This window comes from Nesterenkonia pannonica (assembly GCF_019575955.1).
GTDB lineage: Bacteria > Actinomycetota > Actinomycetes > Actinomycetales > Micrococcaceae > Nesterenkonia > Nesterenkonia pannonica.
In genome coordinates this window covers 2,568,099-2,587,663 of sequence record NZ_CP080575.1, presented here as the reverse complement: position 1 = coordinate 2,587,663, position 19,565 = coordinate 2,568,099, and the positions used below count along the sequence as shown (strand labels likewise).

Here is a 19,565-nt window from a genome sequence, read left to right as displayed (position 1 = left end):
TCCGGAGAATGCCCAGCAAGCATACGTGCCCGATCGCCAAAACCCCAAACGGAGGCCTCACAGGCTTCCCCTCTGCGCGTGAGACCCGTTTTTCACATCGGTAACACTGAGCCGCAGGCCTGAAACATGCCGCTGGGACGATCGAAGGCATGAGCGTCATCAACGAAACTCAGCACGCACCCCCACTGAGCGGATTGTGGAGGAGCGAGGCCGCTGGATCACCAACTGGCAGCCGGAGAACCAGGACTTCTGGGAAGGTCCGGGGCGCCCGGTGGCCCGTCGCAACCTCATCTGGTCGGTCTTCTGCGAGTTCCTCGGGTTCGCGGTGTGGCAGCTCTGGTCCGTCACCGTGGTGTTCCTGCCCGCCGCCGGCTTCGACCTCACCAGCGCGCAGCAGTTCCTGCTGGTCTCGCTCCCGCCCCTGGTGGGCGCCGCCATGCGGATCCCATACAGCTTCATGGTGGCCATGATCGGGGCCGCAACTGGACGGTGATCTCCGCGCTCCTGCTGCTCATCCCCACCGTCGCCATGGCCGTCGCGCTCGCCAACCCCGATACGCCGATCTGGGCCCTGTACCTGATCGCGGCCACAGCCGGCTTCGGCGGCGGAAACTTCGCCAGCTCCATGGCCAACATCACGTTCTTCTACCCGGCCAAGGAGAAGGGCGCAGCGCTGGCGTCAACGCCGCAAGCGGCAACCTCGGAGTGGCGGCCGCGCAGCTCGCGGTTCCGATCGTCGTCTCGCTCTTCGCCTTCGGCCACTTCGGCCCCAGCCTCCCCGTGGCAGGGCTCATGTGGATCCCGCTGATCCTGCTGGCCGCCTGGGGTGCGTGGAAGTACATGCACAACCTCACGAACGCCTCCAACGACGTCAAGGGCACCCTGGCGGCGCTGCGTGAGCGGCACCTGTGGATCATCGCGGTGATCTACATCGGAACCTTCGGCTCATTCATGGGCTTCGGCTCCGTCTTCCCCACGCTGATCAGCATCCAGTTCCCTGAGTTCTCCAGCTTCCAGGTGCTCGGCGCTGCCCTCTCCCTGGCGTTCCTCGGCCCGCTGGTCGGCTCCCTGGCGCGGCCCTACGGCGGACAGCTGGCGGACCGGGTCGGCGGGGCGCGCATCACCGCTGTGAGCTTCCTGGCGATGGCCGCCGTCACCGCGGTGGTCGTGGTCACCCTGGACTGGGGAGCTTCTGGCTCTACCTGGGACTGTTCCTGGCGCTGTTCACCCTGACCGGCGTGGCCAACGGCTCCAGCTACCGCATGATCCCGCTCGTCTTCCGCCTCTCAGTCCCTGAGGGGGACCGCGTAGGGCATGAGCGCAAGGCATCCGCCGCATTGGGCTTCATCGGTGCGATCGGGCCTTCGGCGGCTTCGCCATCCCACAGATCCTCAACGCGTCCAACGAAGCCACCGGCAGCTTCGACACAGCGTTCTGGTGCTTCGCCGGAGCCTACGTCGGCTTCGCCCTCCTGACCTGGGCGGTCTACATGCGGCCCGGCACCGTCTTCGCCTCCGCACGGGTATGAGGCTCCTCTGATGGTCGAGGCCCTGCCGACGCCCGGGACCGGGTCCGCCCGCAGCCGTACGGTGCAGACGCACTGTCCCTACTGCGCACTGCAGTGCGCGATGCGGCTGACAGTGTCCGAGCGTCCGGACGCCCCCGACAGCTTCGACGTGGAGGGGCCTCGTTCCCCACCAACAGGGGGCGCCTCTGCCGCAAGGGCAGCACCGCGCATGAGCTGCTCGGCCGTCGTGACGACCGCATCACCGCCCCGCTCATCCGCGAGGAGGACGGTCTCCGTGAGGCCACCTGGGACGAGGCCCTGAGCCTGATCGCAGGCAGGGTCCGCAGCCTTCAGTTAGCGCACGGGAAGGACGCTCTCGGCGTCTTCGGCTCCGGAGCGCTCACCAACGAGAAGACCTACGCGCTCGGCAAATTCGCTCGGATCGCGCTCGGCACCTCCCAGATCGACTACAACGGCCGTTGGTGCATGTCTTCGGCCTCCAAAGCCTCCACCATGGTCTTTGGGCTGGACCGCGGACTGCCCTTTCCCTGACTGACCTCAACGACGCGTGCGCCGTGCTGATGCTCGGCTCCAACGTGGCCGACACCATGCCGCCCTTCGTCCAGCACCTCGACGGCGTCCGCAGCAAAGGCGGGCTGATCGTGGTGGACCCGCGACGAACCGCCACCGCAGAGCTCACCGCAGACGGAGCAGGGGCTCACATCCAGCCCGCCCCGGGCGGCGACCTCGTCCTGCTGCTCTCAGTCGCCCAGGTGGTGCTCGAGGAGGGGTTCGCCGACTGGGACTACCTGGCGGCGCGCACGGCGGGGCTCGAGGAGCTCCGCCGCTCAGCTTCGCACTGGTGGCCCGAGCGGGCCCAGGCGGCCACCGGGGTCGGCGCCGACCAGATCCGGCTGCTGGCCCGGAAGCTCGGCCATGCGGCGCAGGGCGCCCGCGTAAGCGGCGACCCCGTGTTCATCCTCACCGGACGCGGAGTCGAGCAGCACCGTGACGGCACTGACACAGCCCGAGCCGCCATCAGCCTCGCGCTGCTGCTGGGACTGCCCGGGGCAGGTTCCGACGGCGGGCGGCGCGGCGGCTACGGCACCTGACCGGCCAGGGCAATGGGCAGGGCGGCCGTGAGATGGGCCAGAAGTCCGATCAGCTCCCCGGCATGCGCAGCATCGCCGACGACGGGGACCGTGAGCATATGGCCCAGGTCTGGGGAGTGGAGGCTCAGCAGATCCCCGGGCCGGGCACCCCAGCGACCCAGATGCTGCATCGGATCGGCACTGCCGACGGCGTGCGAGGACTCTTCGTGCATGCGTCGAACATCGCCGTCTCGGCACCGGACGCCGGGCGTGTGGCGGAGAGCCTCCGCAGCCTCGACCTGCTGGTCGTCGCCGACTTCTTCATGTCCGAGACCGCTCAGGAGGCGGACGTCGTGCTGCCGTCCTCCAGTGGGCTGAGGAGGAGGGCACGATGACCAGCCTCGAGGGCCGCGTGCTGAGGCGGCGCCGCGCCGTGGCGTCCCCTGCCTCCCAGGACTCCGACTCGGGCCCCGCTCCGAGCTGCGCATCTTCGCCGACCTGGCGGAGCGCCTCAGTGCGCCCTCCGTGTGGCCCACTGAGCCGTGCGAGGTCTTTGAAGAGATCCGTCGTGCCACGGCCGGAGCCGCCGCCGACTACTCAGGCCTGAACTACGCCGCGCTCGACGACGGGAACGCCGCCTACTGGCCCGTGCCCGCCGCGCAGCACTCAGCAGAGGCCTCCGCCACAGGCGAGCCGATGGTCGGCACCCCACGCATGTTCCAGGAGCGCTTCGCCCACCCGGACGGGCGCGCGAGGCTCTCGGCGATACGCCCCGCCGGCAGAATCAGCCGCGGGGCGCGGGAGAGATCACCTTCACCACCGGACGCGTCATGGAGCACTACCAGTCGGGAACCCAGACGCGGCGAGTGCCGGCACTGGCCGCTGCTCACCCCGAGGCCTTCGTCGAGGTCCATCCAGCCACCGCCCGCCAGTTCGGGCTCACCGAGGATGAGTGCGCGGTCGTCACCTCAGCGCACGGGCAGATGAGGGCCCGGGTCCGGATCACCGACGGCATTCGGGCCGACACCGTCTTCGCCCCTTCCACTTCCCAGGGGCGGGCACCGCCAACCTGCTCACCCGAAGCCTGACCGACCCGCTCAGCTCTATGCCGGAGTTCAAATCCACGCCGCCACGATCAGGCTAAGCAGAGGAGGCAGCCCCATGAGCCGGTCGCAGCGCATCGTCATCGTCGGGTTCGGGCCCGTCGCCTCCCGCCTCGCCGAGGAGCTCCTGCCGGAGATTCGCGAGGCCGCGCAGCCCTGACCATCATCGGAGCGGAGCAGCATGCGGCGTACAACCGCATCCGCATCGGGGACGTCAGCGTGGGACGCATTCTGCCCGAGGAGATCATGGTCGACTCCCCGAGGCGCTCGCGGCACAGGGCGTGGAGCTGATCCTGGGGGCCGAGGCCGCTCACCTGGACCGCGAAGCCCAGGAGCTGACACTCTCCGACGGGCGCAGAGTGAGCTACGACAGGCTGGTTCTGGCCACCGGGGCGGAGCCGCGCATGCCTCCCTGCACCGTGGAGGTCCGCCGCGGAGGAAAGCTCGACGGGGAGCGCTCTGGTGCGCAGATGCCCCGAGGCGTCGTGCCGCTGCGCACCATCGAAGATGCGCTCGCCGTCCGCGAAAGGTCGCGCACAGGCAGACCGGTGACGGTGCTCGGCGGCGGCGTGCTCGGCGTGGAGGCCGCTCTGGCACTGGCGGAGACAGGCGCTGAGGTGACGCTGCTGCATCGCGGCGGCACACCGATGAGCCGCGAGGCGGACCCCGACGCCGGCATGCTGCTGCGCCGTGAGCTGACGAGCATGGGCGTCGATGTCCGAGCGGCGACGGATGTGCGCGAGGCGGTGTCCGACGATGGGGAGCTCGTCGCCGTGCGGACCTCCTCGGGGAGCGGATCCCTGCCGCGCTGCTGGTGGTGTGCATCAGGGTCATCGCCCGCGACTCCCTCGCGAAGGACGCGGGGCTGCCGTGCTCCTGGGGCGTGACGGTGGGAGCCGATGGCCGCAGCCTGGGAGATCCTCATATCTTCGCCGCCGGGGACTGTGCTTCTGTGGAGGGCCGAGGCTCCTCCGGCCTCATCGCACCGGGGTGGATGCAGGCGGAGATGGTCGCTTCAGGTCTGCGTGATGACCTGGGACTCGCGTCCTCCCCGGACCGTGATGCGGCCGGTGAGCTGGTCGACTTTGCCCAGTGGCGCCGTCTGCTTAACCTGGACGTGATCCTGGTGAAGTCAAGAGTCTGAACATGGCCTGCGCCGGTGAGACGGACATCGACCCGTGGGATCCGCATGCTCCTGATGTCTCCACATGGGCGGATCCGCGGCGCGGCCAGTACCTGCGGATCGTCACCGAGGGCGAGCGGCTGACCGGCTTCGTCGTCATCGGCATGCCTCGGACCGCAGCGGAGCTGTCCATGCACGCGGCTCGAGGCACGCTGCCGACGGCGGACCGCACCGCACTGCTGGCTGCCGAGCATGCCACCAAGGAAGCGGAGCTGGGGCCTGAGGATGTTCTATGCCGCTGCGCCGGGACCACGGTCGGCATGGTTCAGGACGCTGCCCCCTGCTGCCGGAGCGTCGAGGACGTCGCCTCGCGGACCCGGGCAGGCACCGGATGCGGCACCTGCCATCGCACCATCGAGAAGATTCTCGAGGAGTCGGCGGCCCAGCCGGTCTGATCAGCCGTGGGCGAGCAGGTCTGCGGAGGCCTGGTCCAGGACCAGGTCAGTGACCAGCCCTGCGGCGAGTGCCCCGCAGGGCCGGAACCTTGTGCGCACCGTTGACCACGCAGACCCGACGAGGAACCCGGGAGAGCTCGTCGGGCCTGATGCCGGAGCAGCGGCTGTTGAGCTCGATGTTCCTCCAGGACCCGTCCCCCGGAGGAACACGGTGCAGATGTCGCCGACGACCTGCTCATCGGTGAGCTGGTTCAGGTCCTCACGGCTCAGATATCCCTCGGCGTAGACCTGCGAGGGACGGTAGGCGGCGAACGTGCCCACTCCGAAGACGGCCAGGGTGGCGCGGCGCTGCAGGTTGAGCACGCGCGAGGTGGAGCGCTCCCGCCAGAGCATCTGCTTGGTCTGCTCATAGTCGAAGATGGCGGGCACTGCGAAGAGATGCGGCCGTCCGCCGTAGACCTTGGCGAAGCGCTCGACGACCCCATGCCGATTCCGGTGCCGTCCGACTCCGCGCCCGCGGGCTGGGAGTTCACCGCTCCGTTGAGCTGGACGATCTGCAGCCCGGGGACGGCCCGCTCCGGGAGCCGGTCCACCACCGAGGTCATCGTGGCGCCCCAGGCGGCCCCGACGACCATGTCCGGCTCGATGAGGAGTCCACCACTGATGCCGCGAGCGCTGCGACCGCTTCGTGGCGGGCGTAGGCGTCCTCGCGGGCGAGGGTGTGGGCCACGTGCACGGTCACGCCGTAGATCTCGGCGATGCGATGCTCCAAGGCGTTGGGGCGGTCGGTGGGCGGGTGGAGGCTGATGCGCACAATGCCCTGCTCACGCGCCTCTGTCAGGAGTCGGGAGACGGTGGATCGTGACACGCCCAGCTCATGCGCGATGTGCTGCATCGTCCAGTTCTCGGCGTAGTACATCCGTGCAGCGACGTACTCGACCTTCTCCTGTATGAGGGCTTCATTTCCCCATTGTGGACCCTCTGTGCACGTATGTGCATAAGTATTGAGAAAAAGACCGCACCTCGGATGTTATGAGCATCACAGTCAACGTCGATCTACAGGATGTGCCATGAAGCCACGGCCCATGAATCCCTCGTCCCGCACGGACGCTCTCGAGGCATTCGACGGCACCACGCCCGAGCAGCCCCTGGATGTCCTGGTGGTCGGGAGGCGTTGTAGGAGCTGCGGCGGCCTTCGACGCGGCGTCCCGAGGCCTGAGCACCGGGCTCGTCGAGGCCCAGGACCTGGCCCAGGAACCTCGTCGCGCTCATCGAAGCTCATCCACGGCGGGCTGCGCTACCTGCAGATGCTGGACTTCAAGCTTGTCTCAGAGGCTCTCCGTGAGCGGAACCTGCTGATGACCCGCACCGCGCCGCACCTGGTCCGGGACTGCCCTTCGTGTTCCCGTTCCAGAAGCGAGGGCTCGACCGGGCGTTCATCGGCTCGGGCGTCATGCTGTACGACAGCCTGTCATTCGCCGCATCAGCGCGCGGAAACGGCCTGAAGTCCGTGCTCAGCGCCAAAGGCCGCGCACCGCTGCACCGCCACATGACGCGCCGGGGCCTCCGGAAGCGCTTCGACGGGCTGAACCACAGCAAGTTCATCGGCGCGCTCGAATACTTCGACGCCCAGGTGGACGACGCGCGCCTGGTGCTCACCCTCGCACGCTCCGCGGCGAGCCTCGGGGCCCACGTCGCAGTGCGGACCGAAGTGGTCGAGTACCTGCGCGAGACCCGCGCAGGGGAGGAGCAGGTCGTAGGCGTCGTCCTGCGGGACAGGAGACAGGCCGCACCATGAGCGTCTATGCGCGTGAGACCATCATGGCCGCAGGCGTGTGGACCGGTGAGCAGGAGCAGATGGCCCACGCCGAGGCCGAGGACGGATCCGGTCCAGCCCTGAAGGTGCTGGCCTCCAAGGGCATCCACATCACGGTCCCCAAAGATCGAATCCCGGCCCAGGAGCACGTGGGCGTCATCACGCAGACCGAGAAGTCGGTCCTGTTCATCATCCCCATGGACGACTACTGGTCCATCGGCACCACAGACACCTCATGGCGCGAGCCCGTGGACGTCCCGGCCCCCACCGCCGCTGACATCCGATACGTCCTCGACCACGCCAACGACGTCCTCGAGACGGACCTCAGCCCGGAGGACGTCATCGGCACCTGGGCCGGTCTTCGGCCGCTGCTGCAGCCGGTCGCCAGCGACGAGGAGTCCAGCTCCAAAGTGTCCCGCGAGCACACGGTGATGCGCATGGCCCCGGACTGACAGCCGTGGCGGGCGGGAAGCTCACCACCTACCGCTCGATGGCCGAGGACGCCGTGAACTTCGCGGTCGCTGAGCAGTTCGCCGACCGAGAGTCCCTCACCGACCGGCTGCCGCTGCTGGGAGGTCAGGGCTACGGCGAGTGGGCTAGCCGCACCGACGAGGTCGCCGCAGAGCACAACCTCCCGCCCAAGACGGTGAAGCGTCTCCTGGGACGCTACGGCTCCCTGATGGGAGAGCTTCTCTCCTGATCCGCGAGGAGCCCGCGCTCGCCGAGGAGGTGCCCGGCGGGGCCGGATACCTTGCGGCGGAGTACGTCTACGCCGCCCGGTACGAAGGCGCCGTCCACTTGGAGGACCTCCTGGAGCGCAGGACGCGGCTCTTCCACGAGGTCGCCGACCGAGGCCTCGAAGCGGCCGACCACGTCATCGCCCTGGTCGCGGACGATCTCGGCTGGGACGCGGAGCGCGCCGCCTACGAGAAGCGCGCCTATGCCAGCTACGTCGACGCGCAGCTGACCGCCGAGCGCTCATCCAGCGATGCCGAAGCCGCCCAGGCGATGAAGAGCGTGCTTCCCGTCCACCAGAGCCTCGACGCAGCATGACCCTCTGACCACCCGACCGAATCCGCTCCGACGAGCATCGTGACAAAGGAGTCATCCGGTGGAAACCATCTTCCTCTTCGAGATCATGGGCACAGCGACCCTGATCCTTCTCGGCACCGGCGTCGTCGCCAACGCCCTGCTCCCCGGCACCAAGGGGTACGGCGGCGGCCCGCTGATGATCCACTTCGGCTGGGGCTGGCGGTCTTCTCCGGCGTCTACGTGGCGTGGGCCTCCGGGGCGCACATCAACCCGGCGGTCACTCTGGGCATCTTCGTCTCCGGGAGAGCGAGTTCGCCGACGGCATCGCCGCGAATGTGCCCCACATGCTCGCCTACTTCGCCGCGCAGCTGATCGGCGCGTTCATAGGCGCCGTACTCGCCTGGATCGCCTACAAGAAGCACTACGACAAGGCTGAGGACGCAAGCGTCATCAAGGAGACCTTCTGCACCGCTCCGGCTGAGCGGCACTTCGGCTGGAACGTCGTGACCGAGGTCATCGCCACATACGTGCTGGTGCTCGTCGTCCTGCTCTTCGGGGCGACCCCTCGGAGCTGGGCCCGCTGGAGGTCGGCCTGCTGGTGGTGGTCATCGGCGCCGGGCTCGGCGGACCCACCGGCTACGCCATCAACCCCGCCCGTGACCTCGGCCCCCGCCTGGCGCACGCGCTCCTGCCGATCCGCAATAAGGGAGGCAACGATTGGGCGTACTCGTGGGTCCCCATCGTCGGCCCGCTCGCCGGCGCCGTGCTGGCCGGGCTGACCGCCCCCATCCTGCTGGTCGGCTGACCGCCGCCCCTCTCCGCTGAACGTCCCCGCTCCGAAAGGACAGCATCATGACTGAGACCGCTCCCACCACCAAGCGGCCCACCGAGGCCCAATACGTACTGGCCATCGACCAGGAACGACCTCCACCCGGGCCGTGGTCTTCGACCACTCCGGCAGCATCGTCTCCTCAGGCCAGCGCGAGCATGAGCAGATCTTCCCCAAGGTAGGCTGGGTCGAGCACAGCGGCACTGAGATCTGGCGCAACACCAGGGAGGTCATAGGACTCGCGCTCGCCGACGCCGACGTGAACCGGCACTCGCTGGCAGCCGTCGGGATCACGAACCAGCGGGAGACCACCCTGGTCTGGGACAGGAGCACCGGAGAGCCCGTCCACAACGCCATCGTCTGGCAGGACACCCGCACCCAGAAGATCTGCGACGAGCTCGAGGCCGCACACGGCAGCGAGAGGTTTCGGGAGCGCACCGGGCTGCCTCTGGCCACCTACTTCGCCGGTCCCAAGATCCGCTGGATCCTCGACAACGTGGAGGGTGCCCGGGACAGGGCGGAGGCCGGCGAGCTGCTGTTCGGCACCATGGATACGTGGCTGATCTGGAACCTGACCGGCGGGGTCAATGGGGGCGTCCACATCACCGACGTCACCAACGCTTCCCGGACGCTGATGATGAACATCGACACCCTCGATTGGAACGAGGAGCTGGCCGAAGCGATCGGCGTGCCTCTGAGCATGCTCCCCGAGATCCGCTCCTCCTCCGAGGTCTACGGCTACGGACGCAAGGAGTCCCTGCTGATCGACACCCCGATCACCGGCATCCTGGGTGACCAGCAGGCCGCCACGTTCGGGCAGGCATGCTTCACACCCGGTCAGGGGAAGAACACCTACGGCACCGGCAACTTCATGCTCATGAACACCGGCGAGGAGATGGTCCGCTCCGACCATGGGCTCCTGACCACGGTGGCCTACCGCCTCGGAGAGGAGAGGCCGGTGTATGCCCTCGAGGGCTCCATCGCCGTGACCGGATCACTCGTGCAGTGGCTGCGCGACAGCCTCGGCATGATCTCCTCCGCGCCTGAGGTCGAGACCAAGGCGAAGAGGGTCGAGGACAACGGCGGCGCCTACATCGTGCCTAAGCATTCTCCGGCCTCTTCGCTCCGCACTGGAAGCCCGATGCCCGGGGCGTCATCGTCGGACTGACTCGTTTCGTCAACCAGAACCACCTCTGCCGGGCTGCCCTGGAGTCCGTGGCCTATCAGTCAGCCGAGGTGGTCGACGCCATGGCCCATGACGCCTCGGACCCGCTGAAAGAGCTCAAGGTGGACGGCGGCATGGTCGTCAACGAGACCCTGATGCAGTTCCAGGCGGATGTTCTCGGAGTCGACGTGGTCCGCCCCGCCGTGATCGAGACGACCGCACTGGGCGCCGCCTATGCAGCCAACTTGGCAGTCGGGTTCTGGAACTCGATCGACGATGTGATCGCCAACTGGTCCGAGGACTCGCGCTGGAGCCCGCAGATCGAAGATGAGGAGCGGCAGCGCCTCATGCGCAACTGGTCCAAGGCCGTCACCCGCAGCTTCGACTGGGTGGACGAGGACAGCGAGCAGGGCTGAGAAGGACTCTCAGGTCTTGATGCGGTAGCCGCGCTTGACCACGGTCTGCACCAGCTCGGAGGAGGGCAGGGCTTTGCGGAGCCGGGAGACCCACATCTCCAGGGCATGCTCGGAGTCGCACCACTTCACCTGCTCGAGCAGGTGCTCCCTGGAGAGGGTGGCGCCTTCGGCCTCCATCAGCGTGCGGACCAGGCTCAGGGGCCCGGGCGCCAGGCGGACCGGATCGTCGGTCAGCTCGGGCGCCGGAACTCGGCCCCGGAGCTCTACGGGGCCCAGCTGGGTGTCCAGTCGGATGGTGTGATGGGTCTCGAGATGATCGATGACCTTCTTGATCATCGCACCGAGGCGCCAGCGATGGGGCGTGACCGCCTCCACTCCCGCCTCCTCCAGAGGCTGCGCGGTCACCCCGCCGACGGCCGCGGCGATCACGTCGGTCTGCAGGGCCTCGATGAGGCTCTCCCGTTTGCCGTACTGCTGAGCGACGCCCAGCATCGCATCCACCGCAGGGGCCGCGGTGAATGTCACGAGGTCCAGCTGCCGCTCGATGACGGCGTCGATCATCCTCAGCAGATCCGAATCCTCCGGCGGCTTCGTCCACGTGTAGGGCATCACGGTGATGACCCGCGCGCTAAACCGCCTCGAGTCGTGAGACCTGATCGTGGTTGAGGAGCCCGTGCAGCTGGAAGGCGACCGTCTTCCCGGAGATGTCGTTCTCCAGGAGCATGTCGAGCATGGTTTCGGTGCGCTCATCCTCGGCGGCGCCGTCGTCGTCGAGTCCCACGGCGCGGACGGCCCCTCGTGCCTTCGGACCGCGGACCAGGATCGAGGCCCTCTCAGGGCGTCGAAGAGCTGCGGCCACACACCGTACGCTTCGGCGGCCTCGGCCCAGCGGCGCATTCCGTAGGCCGTGGTGATGACGGCGTAGTCCGGCGCGGAGTCCACCACCTTGTTCGTATCGTGCTGCAGGCTGATGGACTCGGTGAGTGAGGCGATCCGCAGGGCGGGAGCGTGCATCACGTCCGCGCCGCGGCGCTCGAAGGCGCTGATCAGCTCATCGGAACGTCTGTCCGAGGTGACGCCGATGCGGAACCCGGACAGGGTCTGGGGCAGTGACCCAGCGGCGGGCGCCTCTGCGGGGCCGCCCGGAGCTGCGGACCGTTCCTGGGGCCGGGTTCAGGTTCCACAGCGTCAAGCCTAGTGCCCGTCTCGCTCACAGTCGCCCGTCTGCGGGCGCGCCCACCAGTTCCAGCTCAGGCTCCGCGAGCGGCTCCTCCTCAGCCTCCGGCTCGGCGGACCCATTCGAGCGGACGGGGATCTCCGGTCCCAGCAGGACCGGGCCTGTCCCGAGTCGGCTGCCTGCTTCTCCTCCTGCGTGGCAGGGCGGACCTGCTCCCTCTCGATGACGTACTTGAGGTCGGTGTCCGGCGCGTCCGGCGCGTTGATGAAGCTGCGGAACCGGCGGAGCTTCTCGGGTCGTTGAGGGTGGCGGTCCATTCGTCCTCGTACCGGTCCACGTGCCGCTGAATGGCCTCCTCGAGGTCCGACGCGATGCCTAAGGAATCGTCCACGACGACGTCGTAGATGTGGTCCACGCCGCCGGGGAGCTCTTCGATCCAGCGTGCGGTGCGCTGCATCCGGTCGGCCGTCCGGATGTAGTACATGATGTAGCGGTCCATGTACTTCAGCAGCGTCTCGTCGTCGAGGTCCTTGGCCAGCAGCTGCGCATGCACCGGTGTAGCGCCGCCGTTGCCTCCTACGTAGAGGTTCCATCCGTCGGGGTCGCGATGACGCCTGCGTCCTTGGCCCGCGCCTCCGCGCACTCCCGGGCGCATCCGGAGACCCCGAACTTCATCTTGTGCGGGGACCGGATGCCCTTGTACCGGTTCTCCAGGCGGATGCCCATCGCCACCGAGTCCTGCAGCCCGTACCGGCACCACGTGGTCCCCACGCAGGACTTCACGTTGCGCAGGGCCTTGCCGTAGGCCTGGCCGGATTCGAAGTAAGCGTCGACCAGCCGCATCCAGATCTTCGGAAGCTGCTCGAGGCGAGCGCCGAAGAGGTCGATGCGCTGGGCGGCCGAGATCTTCGTGTACAGCCCGAACTCCTTGGCCACCTGGGCGATGGCGGCCAGCTTGTCCGGGGTGATCTCACCGGCCGGGATCCGCGGCATCACCGAGTAGGTGCCGTTCTTCTGCATATTGGCCAGCGCGCGGTCGTTGGTGTCCTGCAGGGCCCCGCGTCCCTCGCCCAGAATGTACTCGTCGTGCAGCGCGGCGATCATGGATGCCATCGCGGGCTTGCAGATGTCGCAGCCGAGGTTGATGGTGCTGTCGGCGGGGAGCCGAAATGGTCGACCACTTCGGTGAAGCTGCGCAGCCCCGCGTCCTTGACCTTGGCGAAGAGGGCCTGGCGGGAGTCGTCGAAGTGCTCGCACATGGCTGCGGAGACCTCCATGCCCTGCACCGCCATCTCCTTCTCCATGATCTTCTTCGCCATGGGGATGCAGGAGCCGCACTGAGTGCCCACCTTGTTGCACTTCTTCATCCCGCCCATGTCGCTGACGGGCTCACCGGTGGTCTCGCCCCGAACAGCGCATCGCAGATGCCCGCTTCGACTCCTTGCAGGAGCAGACCTCGGCGTCGTCAGGCAGATCCATGTCCACCCCGCCCCGGTGGAGGAGAGGAAGGCGCCCGGCTCAGCAGGCAGCTCCCGACCCAGCAGCGGGCGAAGCGCGGTGTAGGGCGAGGCGTCGCCGACGAACACGCCGCCCAGAAGAGTCTTGGCGTCATCGGTGACCACCAGCTTCTGATAGATGCTTAGCGAACGCATCGGCGAAGGTGACCTCCAGTGCGTGGGGCGAGGTGCCGAGGGTGTCGCCGAAGCTCGCCACATCCATGCCCGCAAGCTTCAGCTTGGCGGCCGTGTCGAAGCCCTCGAAGCTGGCCTCGCCGCCGCACAGCCGGTCCGCGACGACCTCTGCCATCGCGTTGGCGGGAGCCACCAGGCCCATGCAGATGCCGTCGAAGCTGGCGACCTCGCCGATGGCCCACACGTTCTCGGCGGAGGCGGCGCAGGTCTCATCGATGACCACACCTCCGGCCGAGCTGCGCTCGAGCCCGGCGGCGACGGCCAGCTCGTCACGCGCGGTGATCCCGACCGCCGCGACCACCAGGTCAGAGGCGATCGCCTCCTTCTGCGGAAAGTTCAGCCAGAACCGCGTCTCCTGAGGGTCCTCGTAAGCAGCGACGGACGCCGGGCGCTCACCCAGACTGAGGGTGTACCCTCCTGGGAGAGCAAACGGTTCAGGGTCCGCCCCCGCCCTCATCCAGCTGCGCGTTCATGAGGTACTCACGGGAGTGCACGATCGTCACGTCCGCCCCGTGGCCCTTGAGCCCTCCGGCGGCCTCCAACCCCAGGAGCCCGCCGCCGATCACCGTGCAGCGAGGGGTCCGGCCGAGCTCCTCAGCCAGCCGCCTCACCTCGTCGACCAGCCAGTCGACGTCATCGAGGGTCCGGTAGACCGCAATGTGCTGGTCCCCGTCGATGGGCGGGCGGGTCGCTGAGGAGCCGGTGGCGAGAACGACGTCGTCGTAGTGGTGGACCGCGCCCGAGGAGTCCGTGATCGTCTTGGCCTCAGCGTCCATCGCGGCGATCGCAGTGGAGGTGTGCAGCTGCACCTGCGGGTTCTGCCACAGACTCTCATCGCCCAGCAGAAGATTGTTCTCGCGGTCCTCGAACCGCTTGGACAGCGCCACCCGGTCATAGGGCGCCAGCGCCTCCTCGGTGAAGAGGCTGATGCGCAGGCTGGCCTCATTCCTGTCAGTCAGGGCCTCCACCAGGCGGTGGGCGGCAGGGCCGCCGCCGACCACAGCGACATGGCGACGCCGGTCGGTGCTGGGTGCGGAGCGTGAGCAGACATGATGGCTATCACCTTCGTCGGGGCAGTCTGATTGCTCACCCACCGTGACAGGTGCGCATTAAAGGGCCGTGACCGCGGTGTGAGACCGATGTGACGCTCTCCTCACGAACGCAGGGGCCCCGTGTGAGATCTGTTTTACGCCCGACCTGTTCATCCGAAACGAACGCTGGCTACGATGAGTTCCGATGGCTGACACCGAAGAGATGACCTCCTGGCAGACGATCTGTCGCCTGGACGACTTGGACCCGATGTGGGGCGAAGCCGCCCTCGTGGGCTCCAAGCAGATCGCACTGGTCCGACTGCCCGATGACAGGGTCTTCGCCGTCGACCACTGGGACCCCGTGGCCGAAGCGAACGTGATCGCCCGAGGCATCGTGGGCTCCAAGGTAGGCACCCCGACGATCGCCTCGCCGATCCACAAGCAGGTCTACGCCCTCGAAACCGGCGAATGCCTCTCCGATCCCGAGGCAGCGTCCATCAGCACCTACGAAGTCCGCGTCGCCCAGGGGCAGATCGAGGTCAGAGCGTGAGCGTCTCCGCCTCCGGAGCAGACCTGCACAGCACTGCTCCGGAGGATTCAGGCCCGCACCGGGCTGCGGCGCTGGCCGCCATCTCGCACGGCACCTCGTCGGAGAAGGGCCGAGCTGCGGTGAAGGCTCTCGCCGAGCGGGTCGCGGCGCTCGTCGGCGGGGCCGCGTCGGTCAGCGAGACGAGGCTGGGCCACGTGGATGTGGAGCAGCCGGACATTGCGGCCACCCTGGAGTCTCTTCCCCGGGGCGCCTGCGGTGCTGGTTCCGCTTCTGCTGTCGGCGGGCTTCCATGTGAACGTCGACATGCAGGAGGCCCTCGAGGAGGCGAATCAGCCGGTGGCTGTGGCGCTAACCATGGGCCCCGACGAGCGGCTCGTCCGCGCGATGGCGCAGCGGCTCCGCGAAGCGGCGCCGACCTCAGCCGGGACACCATCATTCTGGGCGGGGCGGGCTCCTCCGACACCTCGGCCCAGCAGGATGTCCGCACCACGGCCGAGATGCTGGCAGATCATCTCGGCGTCCCTGTGACCGCCTCCTACCTCTCGTTTGCGGAGCCGACGGTCCACCAGGCTGTCGAGCAGGCGCGTGCGGACTCGCCTGGAGGGCGAGTCGCGATCGCCAGCTATCTGCTCGCCCCCGGCTACTTCCAGGGCCTGCTGCGCAGACAGGGCGCAGACGTCGTGGCGAAGCCTCTTCTGCTGGAGGGCAGCGTCCCCGACGGCATCCCAGAGTTGGTTCTGGACCGATTCCGCGTTTAGCCTCAGGGCGCTGCTTAAGCATGAGCGGCGGCTCCCCACGACGGTAGGATGAGGGGATGTCCCAGCAGCTCTCCAACGCCCAGATGGACCCGTGGTCAACCGGCACCACTGCCTATCGCGCCGCTCTGATCATCGGCATGGCTAAGAGCCTGATCGGGATCATCCTGATCGTCGCCTCCGGAATGACGGACACCCCGGCCCTGCAGAGCGTGGGGCTCGTGACGCTCGGCATCGGCATGGTCTCCCACCTGGTGGGCATCGGGCTGCGCAAAAGGCAGGCTGCCCACATGATTCGCGCCCGCGGCGCAGAGGAAGACGCTGAGAGGAACAGTGCATGAGCATCAGCACGGAACGAGAAGGGCACACCTACGAGGCGGCCCAGCCGTACCAGGTCTCCCGGGAGGCGATACGCGAGTTCGCGGCCTCTGTGAAGGCTCGGAGCTCGGCGCACACGGACCCCGAAGCGGCCGTCGCGCTCGGCCACGCCGACCTCGTGGCGCCGCCGACCTTTGCGGTGCTCGTGGCGCAGCGGGCTGAGGCCGCCGTCGTCAGCGACCCGGCCGCAGGCATCGACTTCTCGCGGGTGGTGCACGCCGAGGAGAGGTTCACCCATCATGCCCCGATCGCAGCGGGCGAGACCCTCACCGGCCAGACCACGCTGGAGCGCATCCGTGTGATGGGCGGAGGGGCGATGGTCACCACCGTCACCGAGATCACCAACCAGGACGGTGAGGCCAAGTCCACGGTGACGTCCTCGCTCCTGGTCCGCGCCGACGACGAGGAGGCTGCCTGATGGCCGCACCGCAGATCACCGAGCTGGAGAAGGGCCAGAGCATCGGCACCCGCCGCATCAGCCTCTCCCGTGCTGACCTCGTCGCCTACGCCGCAGCCTCCGGCGACCACAACCCGATCCATTGGAACGAACGCTTCGCCCAGGAGGTCGGCCTCGACGGGGTCATCGCCCACGGCATGCTGACCATGGGCGCTGCTTCGGACATCGTCAGCGAATGGGCGGGCGACCCGGGTGCGATCCTGGACTATCAGACACGCTTCACCAAGCCCGTCCCCGTGGCCGACGCAGACTCCGGCTCTCCCTCGGAGCCGACCGCCGAGCTGGAGGTCTCCGGCAAGGTCGGCAAGCTCGACGAAGAGGCAGGAACCGTTCGCATCGATCTGACGGTCGAACTGGTCGAGGGGAGTCCCGCACCAAGGTGCTGGCCAAGACGCAGGCTCTCGTCCGCCTCTGACGTTCGACGGGGCGGCGTTCACCCGCCGCCGGGACCAGCTGTGCCTATAATCGCCTGATATCACTGAGCACCATCGCACCTGTGAGGACCCCATGACTTTTGCTGAGACGCCCTGGATGAAGGCTGCGGCCTTCGCCGGAATCGCCGCCCTGACCCTGACCGCCTGCGGAGACGACGGCGGGGACGACGCTGAGGAGGCAGAGGCCGAGTCGGACGTCGACTTCGACATCCAAGTGGATGCAGAGGTCACCACGCTCGAGGAGGGCACCCTTCAGGTGTGCTCGGACGTGCCCTACCCGCCGTTCGAGTACTACGACGAGGACGGCGAAGTCGTCGGCTTCGACATCGACATCGCTCAGGCCATCGCCGACGCCATGGACAAGGACCTCGAGATCATCGAGTCCAGCTTCGACGGCATTCAGTCCGGCGTCTCCCTGAACGCCGAGCAGTGCGACCTCGCCATCTCCGGAATGACCATCACGGAGGAGCGCGAGGGCAACATGGCCTTCTCCGACCCCTACCTGGACGACAACCTGGGCCTGCTGGCCGCAGCGGACTCCGGCATTGCGTCCCTCGAGGACGCGGAAGACGTGCAGGTCGGTGTGCAGCAGGCCACCACCGGCGCCGATGAGGCCCAGGAGATGGGTCTCGACACCATCGAGTTCGAGGACTCCGGCCTGCTGATCCAGGGCCTGGAGGCCGGGCAGGTCGAAGCCGCAGTCGGCAACATCTCCATCCTGGGCTACCAGGTAGGCGACTCCGACGAGTTCGAGTTCGTCGAGGAGATCGACACGGGCGAGCAGCTCGGCATTGCCGCGCAGCTCGAGAACGAAGAGCTCATCGAAGCCGTCAACGACGTCCTTTCTCAGCTCGAGGAGAACGGCTACATGGACGAGCTCGAGCAGCGCTGGTTCGAGTCCGACGAGACCCCTGAAGAGGGCGACGTCGAGGACGCCGACGAGGAGTCTGACGACTGATCCGTATGGACCTCTCCAACCGGACCAGGCAGCGCATCAGCCTGGGCATCCAGGCTGGGCTCTTCGCCCTGGTCGTCGTCGTTCTGGCCCTCGTCGTCAACTGGACGGCGATCGGGCAGAGCTTCTTCAACGTCGAGCCTGTGCTCCCGATGTTCCCGGAGATCTTCACGGTCGGACTGGTCAACACCCTGCAGTACACGTTCTTCGGGTTCGTCTTCGGACTGCTCGGCGGAACCGTGCTGGCACTCATGCGGCTGGCCACATTCCCCGTGTACCGCTGGCTGGCCACCGCCTACATCGAGTTCTTCCGCGGAATCCCCGCCATCCTGGTGTTCATCGCCTTGGGCTTCGGCGCCTCCCTGGCATTCGGCTGGAACCTCTCGACCCTCCAGGTCGCCTCGTCAGCACTGGCCATCGTGGGGTCCGCGTATATCGCTGAGACGCTGCGCGCCGGGCTGCAGGCGGTGCCCAAGGGCCAGGTGGAGGCGGCCCGAGCTCTGGGCATGCCCGCATGGCGCGCCATGGTGACCATCCAGATTCCGCAGGCGTTCCGGATCGTCCTCCCGCCGCTGACCAACGAGGCCATCCTGCTCACCAAGGACTCCTCGCTCATCTTCGTGGTCGGTATGGCGGGCAGCGCGGCGGAGCTGACCAAGATGGGCCGCGACGGCATCAACATGTACCAGGCAGGTCTGACGCCCCTCGTCGTGGTAAGCTTCTGCTATCTGCTCATCACTATTCCGCTGAGCCTGCTGGCCCGACGTATGGAGACCCGCGGCTCCAGGCCGACACGGCGAAAGAAGGTCAAGGCATGAGCGCGAGCGCGAATCTCACGCCGGAGACGCCACTTACGTGACCATCGAGGATCTTCACAAGTCATTCGGCGACAACGAGGTGCTCAAGGGCATCAGCATGCGGGTGGAGCCGGGCGAGGTGGTGTGCCTCATCGGCGCCTCCGGATCCGGCAAGTCCACGCTCCTGCGCTGTGTGAACCGCCTCGAGGAGCCGAACGCCGGGCAGATCACGGTGGGGCAGCACACCGCCACGCACCCTGACGTCAACCTCGACGCGATGCGTCGCGAGATCGGCATGGTCTTCCAGCAGTTCAACCTCTTTCCTCATCTGAGCGTGCTGGACAACTGCACCATCACTCCGCGGAAGGTGCTCAGGGCCTCGAAGGCCCAGGCTGAGTCCGACGCGATGGAGCAGCTGGAGAAGGTCGGTCTGAAGCACCTGTCGGAGCGACGCCCTGATCAGCTCTCCGGCGGTCAGCAGCAGCGCGTAGCCATCGCTAGGGCGCTGACGATGAAACCCTCCCTGATGCTCTTCGATGAGCCCACCTCAGCTCTTGACCCAGAGACGGTGGGTGACGTGCTGGCCATCATGCGTCAGCTGGCGCAGGCCGGGATGACCATGATTGTGGTCACCCACGAGATGGGCTTCGCGCGCGAAGTGGCCGATCGCGTCGTCTTCATGGACCAGGGCGTCGTGGTGGAGGAGGGCTCGGCGGCCCAGGTCATCGGAGCGCCGGAGCAGCCTCGCACACAGGACTTCCTCCGACGGGTTCTGAACCCTCTCTCCGAGCAGTAGCCTCCGGT

At 67.6% G+C, this 19,565-nt stretch carries 19 protein-coding genes and 7 pseudogenes; 21 read left to right on the top strand and 5 right to left on the bottom strand.

The annotated features are described in order from the left end of the window. The first annotated feature begins 193 nt into the window (after positions 1 to 193). The 9 genes and pseudogenes from K0H76_RS18500 (at position 194) to K0H76_RS18460 (ending at position 5,278) form a co-directional block, all read left to right on the top strand. Positions 194 to 1,527 (top strand): annotated as a pseudogene (locus K0H76_RS18500) (MFS transporter). A 10-nt stretch (positions 1,528 to 1,537) separates the two neighbouring features. After that, positions 1,538 to 1,618 (top strand): annotated as a pseudogene (locus K0H76_RS18495) (hypothetical protein); the annotation flags it as partial. 2 nt (positions 1,619 to 1,620) lie between these two features. After that, entirely contained in the window at positions 1,621 to 2,058 is a 438-nt protein-coding gene (locus tag K0H76_RS18490) for a molybdopterin-dependent oxidoreductase (RefSeq protein ID WP_258933930.1), read from the top strand. 29 nt (positions 2,059 to 2,087) lie between these two features. Continuing rightward, a complete protein-coding gene (locus tag K0H76_RS18485; RefSeq protein WP_258933929.1) occupies positions 2,088 to 2,618 on the top strand; it encodes a molybdopterin-dependent oxidoreductase in 531 nt (176 codons plus the stop codon). Between the two features lie 32 nt (positions 2,619 to 2,650). Beyond that, positions 2,651 to 2,992: a molybdopterin-dependent oxidoreductase gene (locus tag K0H76_RS18480; RefSeq protein ID WP_258933928.1), complete on the top strand. Its 342-nt coding sequence runs from the start codon at positions 2,651 to 2,653 to the stop codon at positions 2,990 to 2,992. A gap of 435 nt (positions 2,993 to 3,427) precedes the next feature. Beyond that, positions 3,428 to 3,685 carry a hypothetical protein gene (locus K0H76_RS18475; RefSeq protein WP_258933927.1) on the top strand — a complete coding sequence of 86 codons (258 nt, stop codon included), beginning with the start codon at positions 3,428 to 3,430 and terminating at the stop codon, positions 3,683 to 3,685. 296 nt (positions 3,686 to 3,981) lie between these two features. Next, complete coding sequence (locus tag K0H76_RS18470; protein WP_258933926.1) at positions 3,982 to 4,587, top strand: FAD-dependent oxidoreductase; 606 nt, start codon at positions 3,982 to 3,984, stop codon at positions 4,585 to 4,587. Beyond that, positions 4,518 to 4,844 (top strand): hypothetical protein, encoded by a 327-nt coding sequence (locus K0H76_RS18465; RefSeq protein ID WP_258935474.1) that lies wholly within the window; start codon positions 4,518 to 4,520, stop codon positions 4,842 to 4,844. Before K0H76_RS18470 ends, K0H76_RS18465 begins: the two co-directional genes overlap by 70 nt. Positions 4,845 to 4,846: 2 nt before the next feature. Further along, the gene (locus K0H76_RS18460) at positions 4,847 to 5,278 is read left to right on the top strand and encodes a (2Fe-2S)-binding protein (RefSeq protein ID WP_258933925.1); all 432 of its coding nucleotides are present in this window, start codon (positions 4,847 to 4,849) and stop codon (positions 5,276 to 5,278) included. 46 nt (positions 5,279 to 5,324) lie between these two features. On the opposite strand, the pseudogene K0H76_RS18455 reads toward K0H76_RS18460, so the two are convergent. Together K0H76_RS18455 and K0H76_RS18450 are read right to left on the bottom strand one after the other, a co-directional pair. Beyond that, positions 5,325 to 5,710, bottom strand: a pseudogene (locus tag K0H76_RS18455) (sugar-binding domain-containing protein); the annotation flags it as partial. Positions 5,711 to 5,879: 169 nt separating this feature from the next. Next, positions 5,880 to 6,197: a helix-turn-helix domain-containing protein gene (locus K0H76_RS18450; RefSeq protein WP_258933924.1), complete on the bottom strand. Its 318-nt coding sequence runs from the start codon at positions 6,195 to 6,197 to the stop codon at positions 5,880 to 5,882. Positions 6,198 to 6,348: 151 nt separating this feature from the next. Here K0H76_RS18450 and K0H76_RS18445 point away from each other — a divergent pair. The 3 pseudogenes from K0H76_RS18445 (at position 6,349) to glpK (ending at position 10,536) form a co-directional block, all read left to right on the top strand. Further along, positions 6,349 to 8,147 (top strand): annotated as a pseudogene (locus K0H76_RS18445) (glycerol-3-phosphate dehydrogenase/oxidase). An 85-nt stretch (positions 8,148 to 8,232) separates the two neighbouring features. Then, a pseudogene (locus K0H76_RS18440) lies at positions 8,233 to 8,931 on the top strand (aquaporin family protein). A 47-nt stretch (positions 8,932 to 8,978) separates the two neighbouring features. Beyond that, positions 8,979 to 10,536, top strand: a pseudogene (glpK, locus tag K0H76_RS18435) (glycerol kinase GlpK). A gap of 9 nt (positions 10,537 to 10,545) precedes the next feature. Here the strand turns inward: glpK and K0H76_RS18430 are convergent. Further along, on the bottom strand, positions 10,546 to 11,550 hold the full coding sequence (locus K0H76_RS18430; RefSeq protein WP_258933923.1) for a uroporphyrinogen-III synthase: 1,005 nt from the start codon (positions 11,548 to 11,550) through the stop codon (positions 10,546 to 10,548). Between the two features lie 196 nt (positions 11,551 to 11,746). Beyond that, positions 11,747 to 14,405 (bottom strand): annotated as a pseudogene (gene nirB / locus K0H76_RS18425) (nitrite reductase large subunit NirB). A gap of 235 nt (positions 14,406 to 14,640) precedes the next feature. Between nirB and nirD the strand changes: the two are divergent. Next, on the top strand, positions 14,641 to 14,985 hold the full coding sequence (gene nirD / locus K0H76_RS18420) for a nitrite reductase small subunit NirD (protein ID WP_258933922.1): 345 nt from the start codon (positions 14,641 to 14,643) through the stop codon (positions 14,983 to 14,985). On the opposite strand, the gene K0H76_RS18415 is transcribed toward nirD, so the two are convergent. Next, the gene (locus tag K0H76_RS18415) at positions 14,975 to 15,202 is read right to left on the bottom strand and encodes a hypothetical protein (protein ID WP_258933921.1); all 228 of its coding nucleotides are present in this window, start codon (positions 15,200 to 15,202) and stop codon (positions 14,975 to 14,977) included. The genes nirD and K0H76_RS18415 overlap by 11 nt on opposite strands. A gap of 86 nt (positions 15,203 to 15,288) precedes the next feature. Here K0H76_RS18415 and K0H76_RS18410 point away from each other — a divergent pair, with 86 nt between their 5' ends. The 8 genes from K0H76_RS18410 to K0H76_RS18375 are packed head-to-tail and all read left to right on the top strand — an operon-like array spanning position 15,289 to position 19,557. Next, entirely contained in the window at positions 15,289 to 15,513 is a 225-nt protein-coding gene (locus K0H76_RS18410; RefSeq protein WP_258935473.1) for a hypothetical protein, read from the top strand. Then, entirely contained in the window at positions 15,483 to 15,743 is a 261-nt protein-coding gene (locus tag K0H76_RS18405) for a hypothetical protein (RefSeq protein WP_258933920.1), read from the top strand. The genes K0H76_RS18410 and K0H76_RS18405 overlap by 31 nt, the downstream gene beginning before the upstream one ends. Positions 15,744 to 15,799: 56 nt before the next feature. Further along, the gene (locus tag K0H76_RS18400; protein WP_258933919.1) at positions 15,800 to 16,081 is read left to right on the top strand and encodes a hypothetical protein; all 282 of its coding nucleotides are present in this window, start codon (positions 15,800 to 15,802) and stop codon (positions 16,079 to 16,081) included. Next, positions 16,078 to 16,536 carry a MaoC family dehydratase N-terminal domain-containing protein gene (locus K0H76_RS18395; RefSeq protein ID WP_258933918.1) on the top strand — a complete coding sequence of 153 codons (459 nt, stop codon included), beginning with the start codon at positions 16,078 to 16,080 and terminating at the stop codon, positions 16,534 to 16,536. The genes K0H76_RS18400 and K0H76_RS18395 overlap by 4 nt, the downstream gene beginning before the upstream one ends. Continuing rightward, the gene (locus K0H76_RS18390) at positions 16,536 to 17,048 is read left to right on the top strand and encodes a MaoC/PaaZ C-terminal domain-containing protein (protein WP_258933917.1); all 513 of its coding nucleotides are present in this window, start codon (positions 16,536 to 16,538) and stop codon (positions 17,046 to 17,048) included. The genes K0H76_RS18395 and K0H76_RS18390 overlap by 1 nt, the downstream gene beginning before the upstream one ends. Before the next feature lie 34 nt (positions 17,049 to 17,082). After that, positions 17,083 to 17,967 (top strand): ABC transporter substrate-binding protein, encoded by an 885-nt coding sequence (locus K0H76_RS18385; RefSeq protein WP_258933916.1) that lies wholly within the window; start codon positions 17,083 to 17,085, stop codon positions 17,965 to 17,967. A 5-nt stretch (positions 17,968 to 17,972) separates the two neighbouring features. After that, entirely contained in the window at positions 17,973 to 18,782 is an 810-nt protein-coding gene (locus tag K0H76_RS18380) for an amino acid ABC transporter permease (protein WP_258933915.1), read from the top strand. A 37-nt stretch (positions 18,783 to 18,819) separates the two neighbouring features. Continuing rightward, complete coding sequence (locus K0H76_RS18375) at positions 18,820 to 19,557, top strand: amino acid ABC transporter ATP-binding protein (RefSeq protein WP_258933914.1); 738 nt, start codon at positions 18,820 to 18,822, stop codon at positions 19,555 to 19,557. Positions 19,558 to 19,565 lie beyond the last annotated feature (8 nt).

Coding starts and splice junctions, on each gene's coding strand:
- K0H76_RS18475 (WP_258933927.1), top strand. CDS start 3,428: ATGGAGCACTACCAGTCGGGAACCCAGACGCGGCGAGTGCCGGCACTG.
- K0H76_RS18450 (WP_258933924.1), bottom strand. CDS start 6,197: ATGTACTACGCCGAGAACTGGACGATGCAGCACATCGCGCATGAGCTG.
- K0H76_RS18460 (WP_258933925.1), top strand. CDS start 4,847: ATGGCCTGCGCCGGTGAGACGGACATCGACCCGTGGGATCCGCATGCT.
- K0H76_RS18410 (WP_258935473.1), top strand. CDS start 15,289: ATGCAGGAGGCCCTCGAGGAGGCGAATCAGCCGGTGGCTGTGGCGCTA.
- K0H76_RS18485 (WP_258933929.1), top strand. CDS start 2,088: ATGCTCGGCTCCAACGTGGCCGACACCATGCCGCCCTTCGTCCAGCAC.
- nirD (WP_258933922.1), top strand. CDS start 14,641: ATGGCTGACACCGAAGAGATGACCTCCTGGCAGACGATCTGTCGCCTG.
- K0H76_RS18430 (WP_258933923.1), bottom strand. CDS start 11,550: ATGCACGCTCCCGCCCTGCGGATCGCCTCACTCACCGAGTCCATCAGC.
- K0H76_RS18405 (WP_258933920.1), top strand. CDS start 15,483: ATGCTGGCAGATCATCTCGGCGTCCCTGTGACCGCCTCCTACCTCTCG.
- K0H76_RS18480 (WP_258933928.1), top strand. CDS start 2,651: ATGGGCCAGAAGTCCGATCAGCTCCCCGGCATGCGCAGCATCGCCGAC.
- K0H76_RS18395 (WP_258933918.1), top strand. CDS start 16,078: ATGAGCATCAGCACGGAACGAGAAGGGCACACCTACGAGGCGGCCCAG.
- K0H76_RS18380 (WP_258933915.1), top strand. CDS start 17,973: ATGGACCTCTCCAACCGGACCAGGCAGCGCATCAGCCTGGGCATCCAG.
- K0H76_RS18385 (WP_258933916.1), top strand. CDS start 17,083: ATGACTTTTGCTGAGACGCCCTGGATGAAGGCTGCGGCCTTCGCCGGA.
- K0H76_RS18390 (WP_258933917.1), top strand. CDS start 16,536: ATGGCCGCACCGCAGATCACCGAGCTGGAGAAGGGCCAGAGCATCGGC.
- K0H76_RS18415 (WP_258933921.1), bottom strand. CDS start 15,202: ATGTCCGGCTGCTCCACATCCACGTGGCCCAGCCTCGTCTCGCTGACC.
- K0H76_RS18400 (WP_258933919.1), top strand. CDS start 15,800: ATGTCCCAGCAGCTCTCCAACGCCCAGATGGACCCGTGGTCAACCGGC.